Annotated in this window: 25 protein-coding genes and 1 tRNA gene; 23 read left to right on the top strand and 3 right to left on the bottom strand. The window is 61.2% G+C overall.

Annotated features, from left to right (window positions below; all coding sequences use genetic code 11):
* The first annotated feature begins 68 nt into the window (after positions 1-68).
* The 8 genes from J5Y06_RS07180 to J5Y06_RS07145 are packed head-to-tail and all read left to right on the top strand — an operon-like array spanning position 69 to position 3,318.
* Positions 69-494: a hypothetical protein gene (locus J5Y06_RS07180; protein WP_209335136.1), complete on the top strand. Its 426-nt coding sequence runs from the start codon at positions 69-71 to the stop codon at positions 492-494.
* Positions 495-496: 2 nt separating this feature from the next.
* A complete protein-coding gene (locus J5Y06_RS07175; protein ID WP_209334471.1) occupies positions 497-1,108 on the top strand; it encodes a head-tail connector protein in 612 nt (203 codons plus the stop codon).
* A gap of 5 nt (positions 1,109-1,113) precedes the next feature.
* Positions 1,114-1,287 carry a hypothetical protein gene (locus tag J5Y06_RS07170; protein ID WP_209334470.1) on the top strand — a complete coding sequence of 58 codons (174 nt, stop codon included), beginning with the start codon at positions 1,114-1,116 and terminating at the stop codon, positions 1,285-1,287.
* Entirely contained in the window at positions 1,277-1,627 is a 351-nt protein-coding gene (locus tag J5Y06_RS07165) for a head-tail adaptor protein (RefSeq protein WP_209334469.1), read from the top strand. Before J5Y06_RS07170 ends, J5Y06_RS07165 begins: the two co-directional genes overlap by 11 nt.
* Positions 1,627-2,049, top strand: a complete 423-nt coding sequence (locus tag J5Y06_RS07160; RefSeq protein WP_209334468.1) for an HK97-gp10 family putative phage morphogenesis protein — start codon at positions 1,627-1,629, stop codon at positions 2,047-2,049. The genes J5Y06_RS07165 and J5Y06_RS07160 overlap by 1 nt, the downstream gene beginning before the upstream one ends.
* Positions 2,049-2,450, top strand: a complete 402-nt coding sequence (locus J5Y06_RS07155) for a DUF3168 domain-containing protein (protein ID WP_209334467.1) — start codon at positions 2,049-2,051, stop codon at positions 2,448-2,450. The genes J5Y06_RS07160 and J5Y06_RS07155 overlap by 1 nt, the downstream gene beginning before the upstream one ends.
* A gap of 14 nt (positions 2,451-2,464) precedes the next feature.
* Positions 2,465-2,905 (top strand): phage tail tube protein, encoded by a 441-nt coding sequence (locus J5Y06_RS07150; RefSeq protein WP_209334466.1) that lies wholly within the window; start codon positions 2,465-2,467, stop codon positions 2,903-2,905.
* A complete protein-coding gene (locus tag J5Y06_RS07145) occupies positions 2,902-3,318 on the top strand; it encodes a gene transfer agent family protein (RefSeq protein ID WP_209334465.1) in 417 nt (138 codons plus the stop codon). Before J5Y06_RS07150 ends, J5Y06_RS07145 begins: the two co-directional genes overlap by 4 nt.
* A 142-nt stretch (positions 3,319-3,460) precedes the next feature.
* Here J5Y06_RS07145 and J5Y06_RS07140 read toward each other — a convergent pair whose 3' ends face one another.
* Entirely contained in the window at positions 3,461-3,715 is a 255-nt protein-coding gene (locus tag J5Y06_RS07140; RefSeq protein ID WP_209334464.1) for a hypothetical protein, read from the bottom strand.
* Positions 3,716-3,753: 38 nt separating this feature from the next.
* Between J5Y06_RS07140 and J5Y06_RS07135 the strand changes: the two genes are divergently transcribed.
* The 11 genes from J5Y06_RS07135 (at position 3,754) to J5Y06_RS07085 (ending at position 15,265) form a co-directional block, all read left to right on the top strand.
* Positions 3,754-6,171, top strand: a complete 2,418-nt coding sequence (locus J5Y06_RS07135; RefSeq protein WP_209334463.1) for a phage tail length tape measure family protein — start codon at positions 3,754-3,756, stop codon at positions 6,169-6,171.
* Positions 6,171-6,767 carry a hypothetical protein gene (locus J5Y06_RS07130; protein ID WP_209334462.1) on the top strand — a complete coding sequence of 199 codons (597 nt, stop codon included), beginning with the start codon at positions 6,171-6,173 and terminating at the stop codon, positions 6,765-6,767. The genes J5Y06_RS07135 and J5Y06_RS07130 overlap by 1 nt, the downstream gene beginning before the upstream one ends.
* The gene (locus J5Y06_RS07125) at positions 6,767-7,396 is read left to right on the top strand and encodes a hypothetical protein (protein WP_209334461.1); all 630 of its coding nucleotides are present in this window, start codon (positions 6,767-6,769) and stop codon (positions 7,394-7,396) included. The genes J5Y06_RS07130 and J5Y06_RS07125 overlap by 1 nt, the downstream gene beginning before the upstream one ends.
* The gene (locus J5Y06_RS07120) at positions 7,393-7,818 is read left to right on the top strand and encodes a GNAT family N-acetyltransferase (RefSeq protein WP_245247692.1); all 426 of its coding nucleotides are present in this window, start codon (positions 7,393-7,395) and stop codon (positions 7,816-7,818) included. Before J5Y06_RS07125 ends, J5Y06_RS07120 begins: the two co-directional genes overlap by 4 nt.
* Before the next feature lie 22 nt (positions 7,819-7,840).
* Positions 7,841-10,894: a phage tail protein gene (locus tag J5Y06_RS07115; protein ID WP_209334460.1), complete on the top strand. Its 3,054-nt coding sequence runs from the start codon at positions 7,841-7,843 to the stop codon at positions 10,892-10,894.
* On the top strand, positions 10,891-11,322 hold the full coding sequence (locus tag J5Y06_RS07110) for a hypothetical protein (RefSeq protein WP_209334459.1): 432 nt from the start codon (positions 10,891-10,893) through the stop codon (positions 11,320-11,322). The genes J5Y06_RS07115 and J5Y06_RS07110 overlap by 4 nt, the downstream gene beginning before the upstream one ends.
* Complete coding sequence (locus J5Y06_RS07105) at positions 11,319-11,690, top strand: hypothetical protein (RefSeq protein WP_209334458.1); 372 nt, start codon at positions 11,319-11,321, stop codon at positions 11,688-11,690. Before J5Y06_RS07110 ends, J5Y06_RS07105 begins: the two co-directional genes overlap by 4 nt.
* Before the next feature lie 17 nt (positions 11,691-11,707).
* Positions 11,708-11,914 (top strand): hypothetical protein, encoded by a 207-nt coding sequence (locus J5Y06_RS07100; protein ID WP_209334457.1) that lies wholly within the window; start codon positions 11,708-11,710, stop codon positions 11,912-11,914.
* The gene (locus J5Y06_RS07095) at positions 11,907-14,237 is read left to right on the top strand and encodes an SGNH/GDSL hydrolase family protein (RefSeq protein WP_209334456.1); all 2,331 of its coding nucleotides are present in this window, start codon (positions 11,907-11,909) and stop codon (positions 14,235-14,237) included. The genes J5Y06_RS07100 and J5Y06_RS07095 overlap by 8 nt, the downstream gene beginning before the upstream one ends.
* A gap of 12 nt (positions 14,238-14,249) precedes the next feature.
* Positions 14,250-15,134 (top strand): hypothetical protein, encoded by an 885-nt coding sequence (locus J5Y06_RS07090; RefSeq protein ID WP_209334455.1) that lies wholly within the window; start codon positions 14,250-14,252, stop codon positions 15,132-15,134.
* Positions 15,135-15,198: 64 nt separating this feature from the next.
* A tRNA-OTHER gene (locus J5Y06_RS07085) sits at positions 15,199-15,265 on the top strand.
* Positions 15,266-15,356: 91 nt separating this feature from the next.
* Here J5Y06_RS07085 and J5Y06_RS07080 read toward each other — a convergent pair.
* A complete protein-coding gene (locus tag J5Y06_RS07080) occupies positions 15,357-15,887 on the bottom strand; it encodes a hypothetical protein (RefSeq protein WP_209334454.1) in 531 nt (176 codons plus the stop codon).
* A 341-nt stretch (positions 15,888-16,228) separates the two neighbouring features.
* Between J5Y06_RS07080 and J5Y06_RS07075 the strand changes: the two genes are divergently transcribed.
* From J5Y06_RS07075 to J5Y06_RS07060, 4 genes are all read left to right on the top strand, one after another.
* On the top strand, positions 16,229-16,951 hold the full coding sequence (locus tag J5Y06_RS07075) for an NlpC/P60 family protein (RefSeq protein WP_209334453.1): 723 nt from the start codon (positions 16,229-16,231) through the stop codon (positions 16,949-16,951).
* 48 nt (positions 16,952-16,999) lie between these two features.
* Positions 17,000-17,173 carry a hypothetical protein gene (locus J5Y06_RS07070; protein ID WP_209334452.1) on the top strand — a complete coding sequence of 58 codons (174 nt, stop codon included), beginning with the start codon at positions 17,000-17,002 and terminating at the stop codon, positions 17,171-17,173.
* Positions 17,173-17,379 (top strand): hypothetical protein, encoded by a 207-nt coding sequence (locus J5Y06_RS07065; RefSeq protein WP_209334451.1) that lies wholly within the window; start codon positions 17,173-17,175, stop codon positions 17,377-17,379. Before J5Y06_RS07070 ends, J5Y06_RS07065 begins: the two co-directional genes overlap by 1 nt.
* A gap of 135 nt (positions 17,380-17,514) precedes the next feature.
* Positions 17,515-18,213 carry a hypothetical protein gene (locus J5Y06_RS07060; RefSeq protein ID WP_209334450.1) on the top strand — a complete coding sequence of 233 codons (699 nt, stop codon included), beginning with the start codon at positions 17,515-17,517 and terminating at the stop codon, positions 18,211-18,213.
* 18 nt (positions 18,214-18,231) lie between these two features.
* Here the strand turns inward: J5Y06_RS07060 and J5Y06_RS07055 are convergent, their stop codons facing one another.
* On the bottom strand, positions 18,232-18,462 hold the full coding sequence (locus J5Y06_RS07055; RefSeq protein WP_209334449.1) for a hypothetical protein: 231 nt from the start codon (positions 18,460-18,462) through the stop codon (positions 18,232-18,234).
* Positions 18,463-18,484 lie beyond the last annotated feature (22 nt).

The following is an 18,484-nucleotide window of genomic DNA, read 5'->3' as shown; positions in this document are numbered from 1 at the left end:
GGATTCGGCTCATCACAACCGGCGCGCTTCAGCGGCTCGCCGGTTTCATGAACCGAAGGAGTGAAGCCATGGATACCGTGAAAGCAATCCTCACCAAGCCGCTGGACGGCCAGCCAGAAGGTACTGCGCGAGAATTCGACCGCGTCGATTTTGACCGCTTGGAAGCCATGAATGCCGTTCGCGAGGCTGGCGATGACGAGGGCTTGCGGCAGGATGGTCCGACCATCGCCGAATACCTCTCAGCTGGTTACAAGGCAGAGAACTACCCGCCGGCAGGATACGCGGCGCGCAGCACGCCAGAAGAAATCGCCGCAGCTCAAGCTGCCGAGATCTCGTCTCCGATCGAGCCGCCGATGGATGATACCTCTGTGGTTCCGCCGGAGCTGCCCGTTGCGCCACAAGCTGATGACAGCACTTCCTCGGCGGGAAAGAAGGCAGCCACGACGGTGCAAAACAAGAAGGCGCCGGCAGTTAACAACAAAACGGCTGAGTAACCATGCGCCGACCGGCCCTTGTCACACCGCCATCGATCCTGCCGATCTCCGTGGCGGCGGTGAAGCTCGCGCTCCGGATTGATGACCCAGATCTCGATACGGAGATCGAAAGCCAGATCCGCAGCGCAGTCGATCACTATGAGGGCTGGACAGGCATCCTCGGCATTGCGCTTGCCGAGCAAAGCTGGTCGCAGAGCTTTGATCGGTTCTTCCGTGAACTGGCATTGCCAATTGGGCCGGTGATCGGTGTCGATAGTGTCACGTGGCGCAATGTTGCTGGCCAAGTGGCGACGGTTCCTCCTGCTTCATACGCGCTGCGCACGGATGCTGGTGGCGCATCATCAATCCGGTTCGATGCTGGGTACGGCTTCCCCGTCGACCTTTATGAACGCGAAGCGGTGTTGATCCAGTATCGAGCCGGATGGCCGAACCGGCCGTTGCCGGCTGATGCGGTCGAAGGTGCGGTGCCGGAATCCGATGTTCCGGATGACATCAAGACCGCGATCAAGCTGCGGGTACAAACCATGATCGATGAAGCAGCGCGCGTGAATGCCGTGCATCTTGGGCGGATCGAAAGCGCACTGATCGGCAAGTATCGGCGATGGAGTATTTGACTGATATGCCACGTGTGCGCTTCCTTTCCGACTTCGACTTCAAGCCTTCGGCTCAAGTCACCGTCGCCTACAAGGCTGGCACCGAAAAGCTGGTGAAGGCCGTTTGCGCCGAGAAAGCGATTGCGGCTGGCAAGGCCGAGGAGATCAAGCCGAAGGCGAAGCCGGCCGATGGCGAATAGCCCCACTGCCGGCGAGCTGCGGCACCGCGTTGCGTTCGATAAGCGGGGCGCATCTACAGGGCCTGACTATGGCAACGAGGAAGGCCCCTTTGCCGAACAGTTCCAAGTCCACGCAGCCTTTCGCTCCCGCGGCGGCTCCGAGGCTGTTGTTGCCGCGCGGCTGGAAGGCCGAAACGTACTTGGCGTTTATGTCCGCTCCTCGACCCAGACGCGGCAGATCGAAAGCGACTGGCAGATGCGCGACGTGAGGACCGGCGAGCGATACGCTGTCAAGATCGTGGACGCAGTGACGGATCGGCGGTGGGTGTACCTTGAGGTGAGCACCGGGGTGGCGGCGTAATGGCGATCAAGGCGAAGATGCTCGGTCGCGAGAAGACCATGAAGCTCCTTCGCGGTATCGTTCCGGAAGCCGAAAAAGAGCTGGCGAAAGCACAAATGGAAGCGGCGCAGGATCTTGCAAGCAAGATCAGGCCACGAGCGCCAGGCCCGCGCACCGGCCAATATCAAGCGAGCATCCAAGCAGATCGGTTGGCGAACCGGACGGGTCAGCAGCCGGTCAGCCAAGGACTCCGAGGGTCTACCAAAGATCCGAATGCAACCGGCGTGTTCGCTGATTTCATTTGGCGGTTCCTTGAGTTCGGCACGGTCAAGATGGCGAAGCGCCCGCATATCTTTCCGACCTATCGCCAGGAACGTCCTCGCATTCGGCGGAAGATGGCTGCTTCGGTTCGCAAAGCCGTGAAGAAGGTCAAGACCAAGTAATGTCGCCATCCCTCGAACTTCAGGGCGCGATTGTCGCGCGTCTCAAGACGACTGCTGGCGTTTCGTCGCTGATCAGCACCCGCGTCTATGACGCGGTCCCGAAGAAACCCGACTTCCCCTATGTCACGGTCGGGGAAGGCGACGAGACCAGCGACGATGCTGATTGTGTCAACGCCTTCGAGATCTCGCTCGATATCGACGTATGGTCTCGCGCGGTTGGTTTCCCGGAAGCCAAGAGGATCGCTGACGCTATTCGCCGGGCACTCAAAGGTCCAGAACTGGCACTGCAAGACAATGCCCTGGTGGAGTTTCGCCACCGGCAAACCCGTACCTTTCGAGATCCGGACGGCCAGACCAGCCATGCCGTACTCACCTTCGAAGCCATTATCGAACAGCCATAGAAGAGGACACCCTTATGGCACAGCCCGTCACCACCAAGGGCGGAAAGCTCCGCGTCATGCTCGGCAACGATGCCGAGCCAATTGTGTATGCCGCGCCCTGCGGTTTCACCAGCCGATCACTCACACTGAGCAAAGGGCTGGAAGACGTGAACCTTCCTGATTGCGACGATCCGGATGCTGTGTCCTGGACCGGCCGGGATGCCACATCGCTTTCGATGGCGGTCAGTGGTGAAGGCGTCATGGCGCAGGAAAGCGTCGAGACCTGGCTTGATGCTTGGGAGAGCGTCGATAGCGTTCCTGCACGCATCGAGCTGGAGTTTCCAGCCAAGACTGTCGCGTGGGTTGGCCGCATGCACGTCGAGAGCATTGAGGCAGGTGGTGAGAATGGCCGGCGCGTTACCAAGTCGATATCGATGCAGAGCGACGGCGAGATGACCCGCACGGTGACCCCGTGAGCCGTGACGGTTCTATCCTGCTGGACTTCGCGGGTGATATTCGCGCCTTCCGGTTCGCTTGGGGCGATCTGGAGAAGCTGCAGGAGGCCCGCGGCGCTGGCCCCTATGTGATCCTTGACCGTTTGGTCTCGGGTCGCTGGTACGTCGAGGACATCGCCGACGTGATCAAGTTCGGCCTGATCGGCGGCGGCACGGAGCCAGCAAAGGCTGTAAAGCTCGTTCGGGACGAGGTGATGTCCAAAGCGCCGCTTCAGAGTCTGGTCATTGCCCAGCAGGTGCTTGGCTCTGGGGTCGTCGGGGCGCCGGAGGAGGAACTCGAAAAAAAATCCGAGGCGGCAAGTCAGGAGGAGAGCCCGCTCTCCCAGACGGAAGGGTCAGATTTGCCGCCCTCTATGGAACCGGAGCCGTCTTAGGCTTCACACCCCAGCAGGTGCGAGCCATGAGCACCTGGCAGTTCTTGGCGGCTGTCGAGGGCTATCGCGAGACAAACGATCCTGAAAGCGAGAAACGTTTGACGGGTAAGGAGCAGGACGAACTTGCCGATTGGCTAGGGATTTAGCGAGTTTGTCTGACTAGCTCATCAAATCGATCTTGGGTTATCCTGCCATCTGAGAGGCAGGACGATGCAGCGTTGAACATCGGCGTTCCCCGCTCCGGGCGCTCTTTAAGAACAACGCGGATCAGCGTCTCGCAATCAGCGCTTTCTTTGCCTGCTAAGGCTGATTTTCGTTCGTTCCAGAAGAAGTAGCCAGCTGAGGCTAGAACTGCAACACAGGCGGCAGCGATGAGCGCCTTCAACCAGCCTTCCATCTCTGAGGTCTCCCTTGGCAACTGACAACGAACAACTGGTGCTTAGCATCAGCGCTGACACGCGCCAAATTCAGCGGCAGTTGAAGTCGCTGGTTGGGCAGACGCAGGCGAACACTAAGGCGATCGAACAGGCGTTCGCGTCGTCGGGTGCCGCTGCTGCCTCGTCATTCAACGGTGTTGCGGCGAATAGCAACAAGGCTTTCACCGCCGCTGAACAAGGGGCGAAGCGTTTCCAGAGCGCGATGAAAGCCTCTTCGTTTCAGACTGGCAACCTTGCAGCGCAGATCAATGACATTGGCGTCCAGCTAGCGGGCGGACAATCGCCGTTCCTGATTGCCTTGCAGCAGGGCACGCAGATCAATCAGGTCCTCGGCGGCAGTGGTTTACGCGGGACCGTTGCGGCTCTCGGCGGGGCGTTCACATCCCTGCTCAACCCTGTGTCACTTGTGACCATCGCCACAATTGGCTTGGCTGGCGCGGCGGTTCAATACTTTTCCGAGTGGATGTCGGGTGGGAAGGCCACGTCAGAAGAGATCGCCAAGCATGCCGCCCTCGTTCAGAAGGTTGCCGACAAGTACGGCGTGGTGATACCGGCAGTCAAAGACTATGCGGATCAGCTCACCCGGGCTGCCGACGCGGCCGAACGAATGGAGGCGATCCGGCTCACCAAAGACAGTGTTGCCGGCGGTTTCCGAGAGGAGTTCGACCGGATCACGGCTTCCATCACGGATATTCTTGCCATTGTCCCTGATGCAAATCGTGAGTTCGGCGTCCTGGCATCGAAGATCGACTCCAACTCTCAGACCGCCGAGGATTTCAGGCGTGTTATCGATGCGCTGAATGTCGTCTTTGAGCAGACCGGCAACCAAACGGTGAAGTCGGTCATAACTCAACTCGAAGCGCTAGCAGCATCTTCCACGAAGGCAGTGAGCACGATTGAGGAGCTGGATGACGCATCGAAGGCGGTGACGCTAACGCTGGAGGAGGCGAAGACTGTTGCGGCGGCCCTGACAACACAACTTCTCGGGTTGGGCACGCAAGGCGCAGGTGCGATCAAGGAGATCGCGGACGCTGTCTCGGGCTATCTTAACCCTGCTATGCGCTCTGTTTCCGGCTACCTCGATGGGCTCGCCAAAGATTGGGAGATGGTTGGCAAGGCGCAGGGTTCTGCGGCCGATATGATCAAGAAGCACGAGGGCTTCCGGCAGACCGCTTACTGGGATGTGAACGCTTATCGGACGGGCTTCGGGTCGGACACAACTACCCGCTCCGATGGCACGATTGAGAAGGTAACGCGCGACACGGTTGTCACCTTGGCTGATGCCGAGCGGGATCTTGCACGTCGCATCGTTGAATTTCAGTCGGGCATCCAGCGGGCGATCGGCTTGGATACTTGGCGCAGCCTTTCCGAAGGTCAGCAGGCCGCGCTCACTTCCATCGCTTACAATTACGGCAGTCTGCCAAAGAAGATCGTTGCAGCCATACAGAATGGCGGCGGACCTGAAGCGGTGGCTAATGCTATTGCCTCGCTAGGTGTCGACAACGGGGGCGTTAACAAGACGAGGCGCCGACTGGAGGCACAGGCTTATCTCAGCAGCACCGGCTACAGCCTCAAAGATGCTGGGATCAGTACATCAACCCCGCGAGCGCCGAAGAAAACACCCGCAGAGATTTTTCAGGGTGATGTGGACCAGATCCAGCGCCGGATTGACGTGCTTAATGCGGAATATGAGGCTCAGGGTCGGGTCAATCCGCTGATCAACGACTACGGCTTCCAGGTCGAGCAAGCCCGCATCAAGCAGGAACTGCTCAATGAGGCGAAGAAAGCTGGCGTAGAAATCACGCCGGAAGTGTCAGCCAAGATCAACGAGCTAGCTACCAACTACGCCACGGCCTCATCAAGCGTCGATCGCCTGCGCGACAGCCAAGAAAAGGCCGCTGAAGCGGCGCGTGAAGTTGCAGAAATCGGGCGTGAAACAATGGGCTCGTTCATCCGCGACATGATCAACGGCAAGAGTGCGACCGAAGCACTTGGTAGCGCCTTAGGTCGACTGGCAGACCGGTTGTTGAACAGCGGTCTGGATGCGCTCTTCAGCGGTGGAAAGGGCGGCGGCGGCGGGTTTCTCGGCTCGCTGCTTGGCGGTATCGGCAGCCTGTTTACCAAGCGCGAGTTCGGGGGTCCGGTTCGGGCGGGCCAGCCCTACATCGTAGGTGAGAAGCGGCCGGAGCTGTTCGTTCCAAATCAGTCAGGCCACATCGTCCCGAGGATCCCGACCGCACTCGGCAAGTCTGCTGGCGGCGCCATCAGCGCGCCGGTCAACATCACGATCGATGCGAGGGGTGCTGATCGCGAAGGCTTAGCCCGCGTCGAACAGCAAGTCGCGAAGCTGAAGGCCGAACTGCCTGCGCATGTGATCAACACCGTCCGGCAGGCGCAAAAGGGACGGCAGCTCTAATGGCGCTCGCTGATCCCTTCGACATCCTGGCGGACTTCCCCGGCTGGTCGATCGAGTTCGACCTGGTGCATCGGCAGGAGACGTCTCGCCAGGCGAATGGCGTTACACGCGTCAAGGATCTCGGTTCTCCGATCTGGGGCGGCACCTGGCAATCGCGCGTCCTGCGCGCGAATGAGCTGGACCGTTGGCGTGCCAGGCTTAACGCGCTTGAAGGCGGCGCCAAGCGTTTTATCGCCTATGCCTCATCTCGCTGCCGCCCCATCGCACATCCGGGTTCTGGCGCCCTCCCAGCCGGCTCTCTCGGCTCCATTGCTTCCAATCGGAAGACGATCAGCGTGAGTGGTCTGGCGGGTGTGTCGCTCAAGGCTGGAGACCTAATCCAGATCGGTGCAGCTGACCTGCATCGGGTTGTGGAAGACGCCTCCGGCAGCTTTGAGGTTCGGCCGCACATCTGGCCCGGCGTGTCGGCAGGTGCTGCCGTGAAGATTGCCAAGCCCTCTTGCCTGATGACGATCGTGCCGGGCTCCGTTTCAGCGTCGGCGGATCCGAGCACCGGCCGCGGCGCGATCTCGTTCCAGGGTCTCGAGGCCCGCTGATGCGCGCGATCTCAGCAGCCAATCAGGCAGCCCTGGCTGCACGGGTTCTCGTTGCCCGCGACTTCCTTTGGATCGTGGCGCGCAACCGCTCCACCAATGCGCCGGAAGCGGTCGGCTTCTGGTCCGACGTCGGCGATGTGTCAGCGCAGGTGCGCAGTCCGGATACCGGCCAGGTGGAAAACCGCGCCTTCTACGGTTCCGGCACGCTGATCGCCATCAGCGACATTCCGCTTGTGGCAAACATCACTGTGCAGACGGTGACCATCGACTTGTCGCAGCTTGATGAACTGGTTGAGCAGGCGGCGCGGCTTTATGACCTTCGGCAGGCCAAGGTCGAGATCTTCCGCGGGCTGTTCAATCCCGACACCCGGCAGATGGTGGCGCCGGCGGAATGCCGCTTCGCTGGCTTCGTGGATGGTGCGCCGATCACCACGCCATCCGAGGGTGAAGCAGGCAGCGTTCGGCTGGAATGCCGGTCCCATACGCAGGAGATGACGCGCTCCAACCCGGATACGCGCTCGCATGCCAGCCAGATCCTGCGTTCACCAGGTGACGACTTCTTTGCCGATGCCGGCACCGTCGGCGAGTGGGAAGTGTTCTGGGGCAGGAAAAACGGAAAGCTGACTTGATCCGGCACGCGACCGCCTCGGATCGCTTCGCGGTGATCCGCCTGCTGCGCGACAGCCATGCCGCGGCGGGCTGGACGTTTCCGTTCCAAGCCGCTCGCGCGGAGGCGCTGTTCAAGCGGCACGCGGAAAGTCCGGACGCCTGCTGCCTAGTGATCGGCGAGCCTGCGCATGGTGTGCTGATGGCGACGGCCTTCGATCATCCGTTCGGTGCGGGCAAGATGGCGAAGGAAACGGTGTGGTTTGTCGCTCCTGACGCACGCGGCCGCGCGGCGCTGTTGATGCTCCACGCCTATGAGGATTGGGCGCGCTCCCTTGGCTGCGTCGTCGCGGGCATGGCCTCGCTCGCCACGAATGACGTGTCACGACTTTACGAACGCCGCGGCTATCGCGCGATCGAAACGCATTTTCTGAAGCCGCTTTAAGCGTCGGGTTCCCGGATCATCCATGGCAATTTTCTCCGGCATCGCAGCGGCGATCGGCGGCGTGTTCTCCGCTGTGTCTGGCTTTATCGCCAGCAGCGCGATCGGCGCCTTCGTGCTGCAAACCGCTGCCGGCATCGGGCTCAACCTTCTCGCGAAGGCAATCGCCGGGAAGCCGCAGGAAGCGCAGTTTTCCGTTCAGGGGAAGCTACAATCGGGCGGCGACTTGCCGCGCTCTTTCATCCTCGGCTTAGGCGCAACGGCGGGCTCGCTGGTCTATGTCAACACGTGGGGCGAAGAGAACAAGACGCCGAACGCCTACCTGACGCAGGTCATTGCCCTTTCGGACCTGCCGGTGAGCGGACTGGCCGAGCTTTGGGTCAATGGCGAAAAGGTCACGATCGACTGGAGCAATGGCACCTATGAGCAGGGCTTTCCTGTTCTTGAGTACCGCACGGATGAAACGAACAACCACCTCTGGGTCCGCTTCTATGACGGCAACCAGGTTGGACCGGACGCCTTCCTCGTCAACCGCGTTTCGAGTGCCGAGCGGCCATGGGGATCAAGCCGCATCGGCCGCGGCGTCGCCTATGCCATTGTCACGGCGCAGATCAACGAGGAGCTGTTCAGCGGCTTTCCCCAGTTCAAGTTCGCGCTGAACGGCGTAAAGCTCTACGATCCCTCACGCGACAGCACGCGCGGCGGCAGCGGTTCGCATCGGCTCGGAACCCCGTCGACTTGGGGCGGCGACGGTGACCATCTGCCGGCCGTTCAAGCCTACAATCTGCTGCTGGGGCTCAAGTACAACGCAACGTGGTTCTACGGCCTTCAGAGTGTTGCCGCCGCCCGTCTGCCGGTGGCCGACTGGATCGCCCAGATCAACAAGTGCCGAGCGCCGATCGCCGGACCGAATGGATCGGAACCGACCTATCGCACGGGCGGAGAGATCCAGGTGGCCGCGCCGCTTGCCGACGCGATCGAGGCCGTGCTCACCGGTGCCCAGGGGCGGCTGGCAGAGATCGGCGGCACCTACAAGATCCATGTCGGCGCGCCGGATGCGCCGGTGGCATCGATTGACGACGGCGTGATCCTTTCGACGGAGCCGCAAAGCTTCTCGCCCTTCTTTGGCCTAGCCGACACGATCAACGGCGTTGCTGCCACCTATCCGGAACCTGCCGAAGGGTGGGTGCCGAAACCAGCGCCGGCGCTTTACCGCGCGGACCTCGAAGCGCGGGACGGTAATCGCCGCCTGATGGCCGATGTGTCGCTGGACCTGGTGCCTTATCCCGGCCAGGTGCAACGATTGATGAAGTCGGCGCTCGAGGAAGCGCAGCGGGCGCGCCGGCACACGATCGTTCTGACGCCCGAGTACGGCGTGCTCGAACCCGGCGTCGATACGATCGCCTGGACCTCGCCGCGCAACGGCTACATCACCAAGCATTTCCGTGTCGATGGCGTGGCCGACAGGGCCAATCTCGACGTGATGGTCGATCTGACCGAAGTCGATCCGAACGACTACGACTGGAACCAGAACACGGATTATCGGACGCCGGTCAACGGACCGGTGGGGCCGATCCGCCCTGCCCCGCAGATCATCGTCGACTGGTATGCCGAAGGCGCGGTGCTCTACGATGAAAGCGGCATAGCGCGCCGAGCAGCGATCAAGCTATCATGGGACGGCGAGCAGCCGGACGTCGCGGCCGTGGTGTTCGAGGTGCGTCTCGCAGCCACGGAAGAGGTGATCTATCGCGGTCGCACGGATAACCCCGCTGCTGGCTCCATTCTGATCAGCCAGAACCTGCTGCCGCTTACCGCCTATGGTGTGCGCGGCCGCTATGAGCCGCGGTCCAGTCGACCGACGCTCTGGTCGGGTTGGCTGCCGGTCACTACGCCCGATATCCGGCTGACCGACCGGGACGTTTATCTGCCTGGCATGCTGGAGGAGATCCAGCAGCATATCCTGCGAATGACCGAGTTCGCCACGACGGGTTCGCGCGCTGCGATCGAGCGTATCCGCCAGTTGATGCTGGACGAGGAAAACGAAGCTTCATCGAACTTCATCGACCGCAAGGTCATCCGCGAAGAAGTCGAGCTGAAAATCGAGGACACCCGCGCTTTTGTGGGAGAGTCCATCATCCTGGCGATCGGGCCGGATGGCGTGATCACGGCCGTGCTCAACGAGATGAGCGCCGAGTTCGAGACAGGGCTCGCGACCGTCGAGCAGCTGGTGCAGACGGAAGTCACGCGCATCAACGGCGAGATCGTCGCGACGGCTCAGTCCATTGATGTGCTGGAAGCACACGTCGGCGATGTGTCCGCTTCGATCAACATCCGGGCGGAAGCCACGGCCGGTGGTCCGGCAGGAGGCGCCCGCTACGCCGTCCAGGTGCAGCATGGCTCCGCTAACAACTTCGTCAGCAGCGCGCTCTTCCTGGAAGCGACCAGTGGCGGCCTTGGCTATGCGGGCTTCGTTGCCGACCGCTTCTACATCGCGAACCCAACAAGCCCCGGAAGCAAATTCACGCCGTTCGTGTTTCAGAATGGCGTGATGCGCGTCAACGCGGCCGTGCTTGCGTCGCTGATCGTGGGCGAGATCGATGCGATAAACATCAAGGCGCACAGCATCGATACCGACCAGCTCAAGGTCGGCGGCGTCGATACCAGCGCTCTGGCTTTGTATGCGGCGACCACCGCTTCAGTCGTAACCAACAACGGCACAACGAGCGGAAGTGGCTGGTCAACCGCCTGCCAAACCTCTGTTTCGATGCCTGCGGGCGGTGGCGGAACCCTCTTCGTCCTCTTCGCCTGCAGGATTGATGTCCAAAGCAGTGACGGTTCTGCTTTCGCCTCGATCGTCGCCCGCATCCTGATCAATGGCAGCGAGTACATGACACTCGTTGCCGGTCAGTCGAATGGCGGCACGGGAAACATCAGCGGCGGCGCCTTCTCCTTCGTGTTTCCGATCGCGGTGGGCTCGGGGACCTTCAATGTTGCCCTGCAGTTTTCAACCACGGCCAGCACCGGCGCGTCAGCGTCCGCATCCTATTCCCGCCTCGGTGTCTTCGGAGCGAAGCGATGAGCGATCAACTAAATGCTGTGTTTGTCGAGCACGATCCCGTCACTGGCGAGATCATCTATTGCGGGTCAGTCCCGCCGGATGTGATCGAGGGCTATCCGCCGCTGTTTCCTAAACTGACCTTTCGGTGGGTCGGCCACGGCATGGACGTTCCGGATCCTTCCGCAGTCTACTTTGACATCGACGTCAATCAGATCCGGCCGCGGCCGCGCCTGGTGGTGCAGACTTCAAAGACCGTGATTGCCGCCGATGGCGTGGATGAGGCGGTGATCAGCGGCATTCCTGCCGGCGTCTCTTTCACGGTCGACGATGAGCTCTTCATCGCCGACGGCGAGCCCATCCAGATGCGATCAACCCTGCCGGCGAGCTACCGGCTGGCGATCAACCACTTCCCCTACCTCGCGTTCGAAATGGAGATCGTCGCTCAATGAGGATCGAGCTCGCGAAAAACATGACCAATGTCCGTTTGGCTGCGCTCTTGCGGCTGGAAGCAGGCTTCGCAACCCGCCACTACGCGGTGCTCGGCGGAGCCATCCACGAGGTTCATGCGCTTAAAGCTGACGAGGCGCGTCGCGTTCTCGACGGGGGCACCTCGCCGCTGCTGGCGCCGGAAGCATCCGCTCGCGGCATCAGTGAGGCTGATCTTGCACACGCCGTTCTCGACAAGGCGCAGGTGCAGGCAGAGCAGCTCGCGCAGGTCGAAATCGACCGCCAGCGGGCACAAGCTGACCTGAAGATAGCGGCCACGCCGGCCGCGGTTGAAGCGGTTCTTGCCGCCTACGGCATCCAACCCAGCTAGTAGCAGGGACTTCAAAGATGACTGAACCGACCCAAGCGGCTGGCGCTGATGCGCCGCAGCCGGTGATCCTCGATGCCGTGGCTTCGCACTATAAGCGCCGCGTCGCCTTTCTGGAAAACGAAGCTCTGATGATGGCGATCACTGTGCGCGAACTCGACCAGGAGCTTCGCAAGGTCCGGGCGCGCAATGCCGAACTCGAAATGCGTGCGAGGGATCATGGCTGATTGGCCAGGCATCTATAGCACCGGCAGCGCGACCGTCGAGGAAGGCGGCCTTACTGTTACGTTCCAGAACGCGGGCAACCTGGTGCAGGCTGTGCGTCCGGGAGATCGTTTCGGCGGTCACCGCGGCTTGCTTGTGCGAGTCGCTGCTGTTACCGCGACAACCGTCACGCTGGCGGCCGCGTGGCCTGGCCCCGGGCAAATTGAAGCGCCCTACGAAATTACCTTCACGCCTTACGATAGCGGCTATCGACAGGCGCTTGAGATCCTCCTTGCAGGCGTTCAGATCGATATCACTCTGCTGGATGGCATCCTGCAGAGCATGCCAGACATTATCGCTGTGGGCGCGGCGTCTGCAGATGTCGCAGTGCTCGCGCCGCTCGCCGATAAGCTGGCCGCCCTCGACGCGGTCGCTGTGCAGCAAGCAGCAGACAACATCGCCGGCATCAACGAGGTGGCTGCTCAGCTTCCTGTGATCAGCAGCGCCATCGCGGCCGCCGAGAACGCCGGAAGCTTCGCCACGCTGGCGCTGGCTAATGCAGCCGTAGGCACCACGATCGCGCTCAACAAGGGCATTTACGTCACGGCAGATCCGGCAGCGCCGACGCTCGGGCCTGATGGTGCAGGTGAAGGCAATGGCTACTACGAAAATCGCACCGGCAGCGCTCCGCTTTACAAAGTCAGCAATGACACACCGCAGGCGCTAGCAGCGCGCACTACCGCCGCAGAGGCAGCGTCGGAGGAGCTGGACGCCAGGCAGACGGCGCAGGAAGTCAGCTTCGAGGCAAGCTCCGGCATCATTGGCGATGATCGGCTTGTCGTAATCTCGGCTCAAGATGGGGACGGCCGGAAGCGCGAAATCGGTCACTGGAAGAAGGACGCGACGTTTCATGCTCCGCAGGTAGCGGGGAGCTCGGGCCTCTTTGATTTTGTTCGGTTCGGCGATGTCGATGCCTTCGCCATGGAGATCATCGGCGCGGAAGATGCCGTCTACTTCGTCGATCAGAACAACCGGATCATCAAGACCTTGAAGGCGATGCCTGTTGGCCGGGAGTTTCAGACCTCTGAGGCTTACCCGGTCATCGGCCTTCCGGATGGCCGCGCGGTTTTTACTGATGGCGACAGCCGCGTTATGGGCATTCTGCCAAGCATAGATCTCGACCCGTTGATGCCCGAGATGGTTGCGGCTCGAGGCGTTCAGCCCTCACTCGCTGCTCGCATCGATCGCTCACTCGACGGCTACGGAAATCTGAAGGGGGCAACCGAGAACCTCGATCAGCTTCGTCGGACCCGAGTCTTTTTGAGCAGGCTGGAGACTGAGGTCACCGATACGCAGTTCCCCATCGGCTTCCTCGGCGACAGCCGGACGTACCTCGCCAACATCAGCCATTCCCTCGGTACTCGGCTTCGCAAGCGCTTTGGCTATGCCGGTGGGGGTTACATCAATTTCAACGGCGCCATGGCTCGCCCGCATGCTCTCATCGGGGAGTATTCCACCAGCTACTCCGCCACCTTCCACTTCTTCCAAAACAGCGTTGCTACGCCCGATATGTCCTACACCAAGGCGACGGTGGCGGGCTCGGTTGTTGCTGTGAACTGTCCTGGCGGCGTCTCTCCGTCTGAGGTCGCATGGATTTACCTGCCCCTTGCGAGCAGTTCGATCCGCGTCCGCTACAACAGCGGAGCGTGGTCAACGGCTATCGATACATCCGTTGGAAGTGGGCCTTCTCGCGTGATCCTGCCTCCAGCACCTGCGAACACCACGAAGATCGAGATCGAATGTTCGTCGGGAGCAGAAGAGTTCAACGGGCTTCACATCCTGACGAGCAGCAACGGTTTCCGCTTCAACAAGTTCGGTCAAAACGGTGCAGTGTCCGGGCACTTCCGCTCGAAAAACGAGGCGCAGTTTATCGCTTCTCACGCGATGATGCCCTGCTGGCTCTACATTCTTGGTCTCGGGACGAACAACCAATCGTCGACGAGCAGTGCGGCTACGATCGGCGCGGCCCTTGCGGTCGACTATGACATCATTGCGCAGCGTTTGCGTCAGGCTAGCCCCGGAGCTGACATCCTGATCGCGATGCCTTCCGAAAACTTCCTCGGACGTGACGCCTTGATGTCCGAGATCACCGTACCCGTGCGCGAAATGTGCGTGGCGAAGAACTACCCGTTCATCGACCTGCAGCCGTACTTCGGTCTCAGCCTGGATGACTACTCGCCAACAAGCCCGCTCCCGGCGCTTCCCGACAACACTCACGAAGACGCTTTGTTCGGCGGCCCACTTGCGGCCGACGCGCTCTACCGCGCCCTCGTTCACTCACTTTAGGAGATCGCCACCATGGCCGGCATTGCTATCCGCTCGCCTGCAGTCACCAACAACCCAGCTCTTCCGGTCCTGAAAAAGGATGTGCATTGGTGGACTGACTTCAACAACGGCGGGCTCTTCGGAGCCGACGTCGCTCACCCCGCTTCCTACCAAGCCGGAAACCCGGCGCAGAATGATGGGCCCATCATCGATACCTCCGAGCACGCGAACGGCAAGATGGTGATACCGGCCGGGCAGAACGTTCCGGTAGTCGGTGGGATGCTCGACTTTTCAGGAGTGACCGCTCGCGCGACCTATATGGAAGTTCCTGCCAGCGTAGCTGCCGCGATCTATGCGAATGCGCAACGATATCTCGCGATCGCCTGGATCAAGTTCCCCACGGCGGATGACTGGAACTCACTTTCTGGCGAGATCCCCTACCTGAACTTCACTGACACGGGCAACGGTTGGCAAGGCGGGCCTGAGATCTTCCAGCTGGGGCACGGAACCAATAGCGGTGTTCGGCAGCTCTGGCACCGCAGGGCGAAGGCCACAAACAGCACCGACGCGGTCGTGCATAGTGGTATTGATCCCGCAATTTTGGGAACCGTCACTCAGGTGGCACTCTGGTTCGATGGCGCAGTAATCGGACTGAGCACCCGGCCTCTCGGCGGGATCCGGAAGACTGCTGCAAACCCTTCCACGGTGGCGAACTCCAACGATTTCAGCGGTCTGAAGGGCAAGTTCGGAATTCCGTACTCCAACTGGAGTGCTACCTTCTCAGCTGCTCAAAACCTTTCCAAGAAGTTCAAAGCCGGCCGGCTCTTGATCGAGGCGCTCGGCGTCAGCCAGCGCGACCCTATTGCTGTTGCGGAGGCCGATTTCGCCGCGACCGAGGCGCGAGGGGTGTTTGGTTGATGTGACCGACTGCTGTAGTTAGACGCTATAAAAGATCGTTCCCTCTTGTGGGAGCGTGGGAATAGTTCGCATAAGCCAGTGGTCGAGCTCCGCGTAAGCGGGTGGCGATGGTTCGAATCCATCTGTGGACTAGTCCCAGGGATCGCCCGATCCCGTAAGCCAGTTGGTAGAGCTCCCACGCGAGTGGGGTGTCGCCGGATCGAAGCCGGCCGGGACGGGCGATCACCGAACTATCGCGAAGTTCAAGGTGATGTCGGTAAGCACTTCGTCATCGACTAAGGCCACATCAACTGAGGTTCGGGCTGCTGGCCAAATTTGCGTGCCTCCTAGAGTTTTGAGGCGTGCTCCAAGTGCCGGTGCAAACTGATGACCCTCTCCGCCAGCAACCCAGATCGACAAGCGCCCAGCTGACATCACGCTCAAATGGCAGTTGGCTTGTAATGGTTGTCCAGCCTTTGGTCGCGGCCCTACATAAGCGATCTCGTGCCAGTATCGACTAGGGCTCCAGAGCTTTCCGCCGTCGTTTCTAGCGATCCAGATAAGCCAGCTTTCCGGAGGAAATCTCGAGTGGAAAAGGTGGTCCCGGTCTAGCTGCGTCACCGCCGACACCTTCTTGTCGTCACGGTCATACACCGCCGCTCGGATGGCCGCCCAAGTCGCGACCAGCTTCTGCTGATCAGGGCTAAGCTTGACCGATTCGCCTTGCACTATCGGTCCTAGGACCGGGATCACTGCATCTTCGATGGCCTTCATCCAACCGCCGTTACAGTTGAGGCATACGCAGCGAACTGTCTTCCCCAGCAAGTTGCCCTGCTTGGCTCTCGGGGGTGTCACTTCTATGGTGAAGGTATCGCCGACGCGTCTTACTGCCGGGCCGCCCTTCGAAAAACCGGTCGCCTTCTCAGGGAGCAAACGACCCACCCATGCGGGCATGATGTGTTCATGCGTTAGCCGTGATCCGCCACAAAATATGCACTTCCCCTGAGGCTTTGCCATCCTTGGCCCTGTTCGCTGTTCCCGGTGCGGAAGTCAGCAGGAATCCACCCAGGCCGCAATCCTAGCCTGACCTGAGAATCTGAAAATTGGAGAACGTGATGTCCCTGAAGGATGAGGCCTTCGAGGCCGTGCAAACGCGCCTGCATGAACTCGGCTGGTATACGGGCAAAATCGACGGCGCTCCCGGCCCGTTGAGCGAGACAGCCGTGTCCGATTTCAAGCGCGCCCATGGGCTGAACCCGCGTGCGTTCATTGGCCCGATTACCTTGACGCGCCTGTTCGATCCGGAAGCGGAAGCGCGGCCGAAGCCAAAGCCTGCGGCGATTGGCGGTCTGCCGTGGCTTGCTGAAGCCGAGCGCCTGAAGGGCACCAAGGAAGTCGCTGGCAAGGGCAACAACCCCATCATCATGGATTGGGCCGAAAACCTCGACCAAGGGTACACGGGCGACGATGTTGCCTGGTGCGGTTTGTTCGTGGCGCACTGCATGAAGATCGGCGCGCCGCTCGATCCTCAAAGCTTCAACCGCCTCGGCGCCCGCGAATGGCTGAAGTTCGGTCGCGCCGTTGATCCGCAGCGCGGCGCTATCCTCGTTTTCTGGCGCGGCTCAAAGAATGGCTGGCAAGGTCATGTCGGCTTCTACGCCGGCGAAGATGCCGACGCTTATCACGTTCTCGGCGGCAATCAGTCCGACGCCGTCACCGTCGCCCGTATCGCCAAGAACCGCCTGCTCGGCGCGCGCTGGCCGAAGTCGTTCTCGGCCTCGGGTGAGCGGGTGACGGTCAACGCTGGCGGCAAAGTGCTCTCGACCAACGAGGCGTGACGAGATCCGCGCCCGGCGGTCTCCGGGCATCCTCCAAGGAGAACAATCATGGGTAACTACTCGAAGCTGATCGGCAGCGTCGTTGGCGCGGCCTTCGGTGCGGCTGTCGCGTTCGGCCTTCTGCCGAATGAACTCGCCACACCTGAGATCCAGGGATCGGTGATCGCACTGATCACCGCCGTTTGCGTTTACTTCTTCCCTGCCAACCAGCCTTCGGTCTGATGGCCTGGCTGTCGCTCCTCAACCTTCTGCTCCAGCTCGCCGTGCTTGTTGCGCGGCGGGCGGAGCGTGCCGACATCGAAAAGGCAGTGGCCGATGAAATCGAGATCCTGCATGGCCGCCGCGTTCGCGCTGCCGTTGATGCTCGCGAGCGGGTGCGTGACGGCCGGACTGCTGCCGACCCAGCCGACCCCTACCGCCGCGACTGAGGCGGCCCTGGCGCGCGATGTGTGCAGCGCCTGGCAGCCCGTCACCTATTCCAGCCGGGACACCGACCAGACCCAGCTCGACGTGCGCGCAAACAACGCGGCACGTGATGCGTATTGCTCGACAAAGGAAGACTGATGCCCGGAACAGTCCCCAACGGGAACGGCGAAACCGAAGCCGCGCGCATGTATATGGATGCGGTCCAGGCCCAGCTTGGCGAGCGCGTCACCAACCTCGGCCGGCGCCAGTCGGATCTGGAAACCGAGATGCGATCTGGCTTTCGCCAGATGGAAACCTCGATCACGTCTTTCACGAATGAAACGCGCAGCTCGATCGCTGCCCTGTCCACCACATTGGCCGAGCGCAACAAGCCTCAGTGGCAGGCGCTCAGCGTCATGTTGGCCGCAATCATTGCCATTGGCGGCTTGGTGTACTGGCCCATCCGGGAGGGACAAACCCGTATCGACGCCACGCTGAGCCGTTTGGGCGAAACAGTGGTGACCCGCGAAGAGATGACCTGGCGCTCACAGCGCACGGCAGAAGATCGGGCACGCATGGAAGGCGCCGTTGCAGATCTCCGCACGAGCATGGTTCACCGGAACGAGTGGTCGGAGCGCAACCTTTCGCGCGACCATGAGATCGCAGACATCCGGTCGAGCATCGCGAGGGACACTGCGAACCTTCAGCGGCAGATCGATCAGCAGCGCGGCGACTTTTCGCAATTCAGCAGCTCCCTCGGGAACGGCCGCGACGTGATCCAGAACCTGCAGACCGAGATCAATCGGGTGCGGGATCAACTGGCAGAGCTACGCGCGCGAGGGAGCGGCCTCCCTTAAAAAGGTGGTGTCTGGCTGTTAAGGCGCCCAGCCGTGCTTGCTGTCCCAAGGAACAGTATCCCGGCCCGACATGCGCAAGACGACAGTGTTTAGCGCGTCGTGAAAATCATCCAGGGCGCGGTAGAGGTCGCAGTCAACGCGCAGCTTCGCCTGGAGCGGCTGAACAACCTTCTGCGTTTCCACGCAGTGTCGCATGAAGGCTGCGACTTCGATGTCGCTAAGTTCTGTGATCGTCCTGCGTCTTGCCATAGCGGCCTCCTGTGCTTGCGTG

It is taken from the genome of Tianweitania sediminis (assembly GCF_017813335.1).
In the GTDB taxonomy this organism is placed as follows: Bacteria; Pseudomonadota; Alphaproteobacteria; order Rhizobiales; family Rhizobiaceae; genus Tianweitania; species Tianweitania sediminis.
This window is presented reverse-complemented; position numbering and strand designations above follow the sequence as displayed.

Coding starts and splice junctions, on each gene's coding strand:
- J5Y06_RS07140 (WP_209334464.1), bottom strand. CDS start 3,715: ATGGAAGGCTGGTTGAAGGCGCTCATCGCTGCCGCCTGTGTTGCAGTT.
- J5Y06_RS07055 (WP_209334449.1), bottom strand. CDS start 18,462: ATGGCAAGACGCAGGACGATCACAGAACTTAGCGACATCGAAGTCGCA.
- J5Y06_RS07065 (WP_209334451.1), top strand. CDS start 17,173: ATGGCCTGGCTGTCGCTCCTCAACCTTCTGCTCCAGCTCGCCGTGCTT.
- J5Y06_RS07150 (WP_209334466.1), top strand. CDS start 2,465: ATGGCACAGCCCGTCACCACCAAGGGCGGAAAGCTCCGCGTCATGCTC.
- J5Y06_RS07125 (WP_209334461.1), top strand. CDS start 6,767: ATGCGCGCGATCTCAGCAGCCAATCAGGCAGCCCTGGCTGCACGGGTT.
- J5Y06_RS07100 (WP_209334457.1), top strand. CDS start 11,708: ATGACTGAACCGACCCAAGCGGCTGGCGCTGATGCGCCGCAGCCGGTG.
- J5Y06_RS07155 (WP_209334467.1), top strand. CDS start 2,049: ATGTCGCCATCCCTCGAACTTCAGGGCGCGATTGTCGCGCGTCTCAAG.
- J5Y06_RS07090 (WP_209334455.1), top strand. CDS start 14,250: ATGGCCGGCATTGCTATCCGCTCGCCTGCAGTCACCAACAACCCAGCT.
- J5Y06_RS07080 (WP_209334454.1), bottom strand. CDS start 15,887: ATGAAGGCCATCGAAGATGCAGTGATCCCGGTCCTAGGACCGATAGTG.
- J5Y06_RS07095 (WP_209334456.1), top strand. CDS start 11,907: ATGGCTGATTGGCCAGGCATCTATAGCACCGGCAGCGCGACCGTCGAG.
- J5Y06_RS07070 (WP_209334452.1), top strand. CDS start 17,000: ATGGGTAACTACTCGAAGCTGATCGGCAGCGTCGTTGGCGCGGCCTTC.
- J5Y06_RS07060 (WP_209334450.1), top strand. CDS start 17,515: ATGCCCGGAACAGTCCCCAACGGGAACGGCGAAACCGAAGCCGCGCGC.
- J5Y06_RS07115 (WP_209334460.1), top strand. CDS start 7,841: ATGGCAATTTTCTCCGGCATCGCAGCGGCGATCGGCGGCGTGTTCTCC.
- J5Y06_RS07180 (WP_209335136.1), top strand. CDS start 69: ATGGATACCGTGAAAGCAATCCTCACCAAGCCGCTGGACGGCCAGCCA.
- J5Y06_RS07105 (WP_209334458.1), top strand. CDS start 11,319: ATGAGGATCGAGCTCGCGAAAAACATGACCAATGTCCGTTTGGCTGCG.
- J5Y06_RS07175 (WP_209334471.1), top strand. CDS start 497: ATGCGCCGACCGGCCCTTGTCACACCGCCATCGATCCTGCCGATCTCC.
- J5Y06_RS07170 (WP_209334470.1), top strand. CDS start 1,114: ATGCCACGTGTGCGCTTCCTTTCCGACTTCGACTTCAAGCCTTCGGCT.
- J5Y06_RS07130 (WP_209334462.1), top strand. CDS start 6,171: ATGGCGCTCGCTGATCCCTTCGACATCCTGGCGGACTTCCCCGGCTGG.
- J5Y06_RS07160 (WP_209334468.1), top strand. CDS start 1,627: ATGGCGATCAAGGCGAAGATGCTCGGTCGCGAGAAGACCATGAAGCTC.
- J5Y06_RS07165 (WP_209334469.1), top strand. CDS start 1,277: ATGGCGAATAGCCCCACTGCCGGCGAGCTGCGGCACCGCGTTGCGTTC.
- J5Y06_RS07075 (WP_209334453.1), top strand. CDS start 16,229: ATGTCCCTGAAGGATGAGGCCTTCGAGGCCGTGCAAACGCGCCTGCAT.
- J5Y06_RS07110 (WP_209334459.1), top strand. CDS start 10,891: ATGAGCGATCAACTAAATGCTGTGTTTGTCGAGCACGATCCCGTCACT.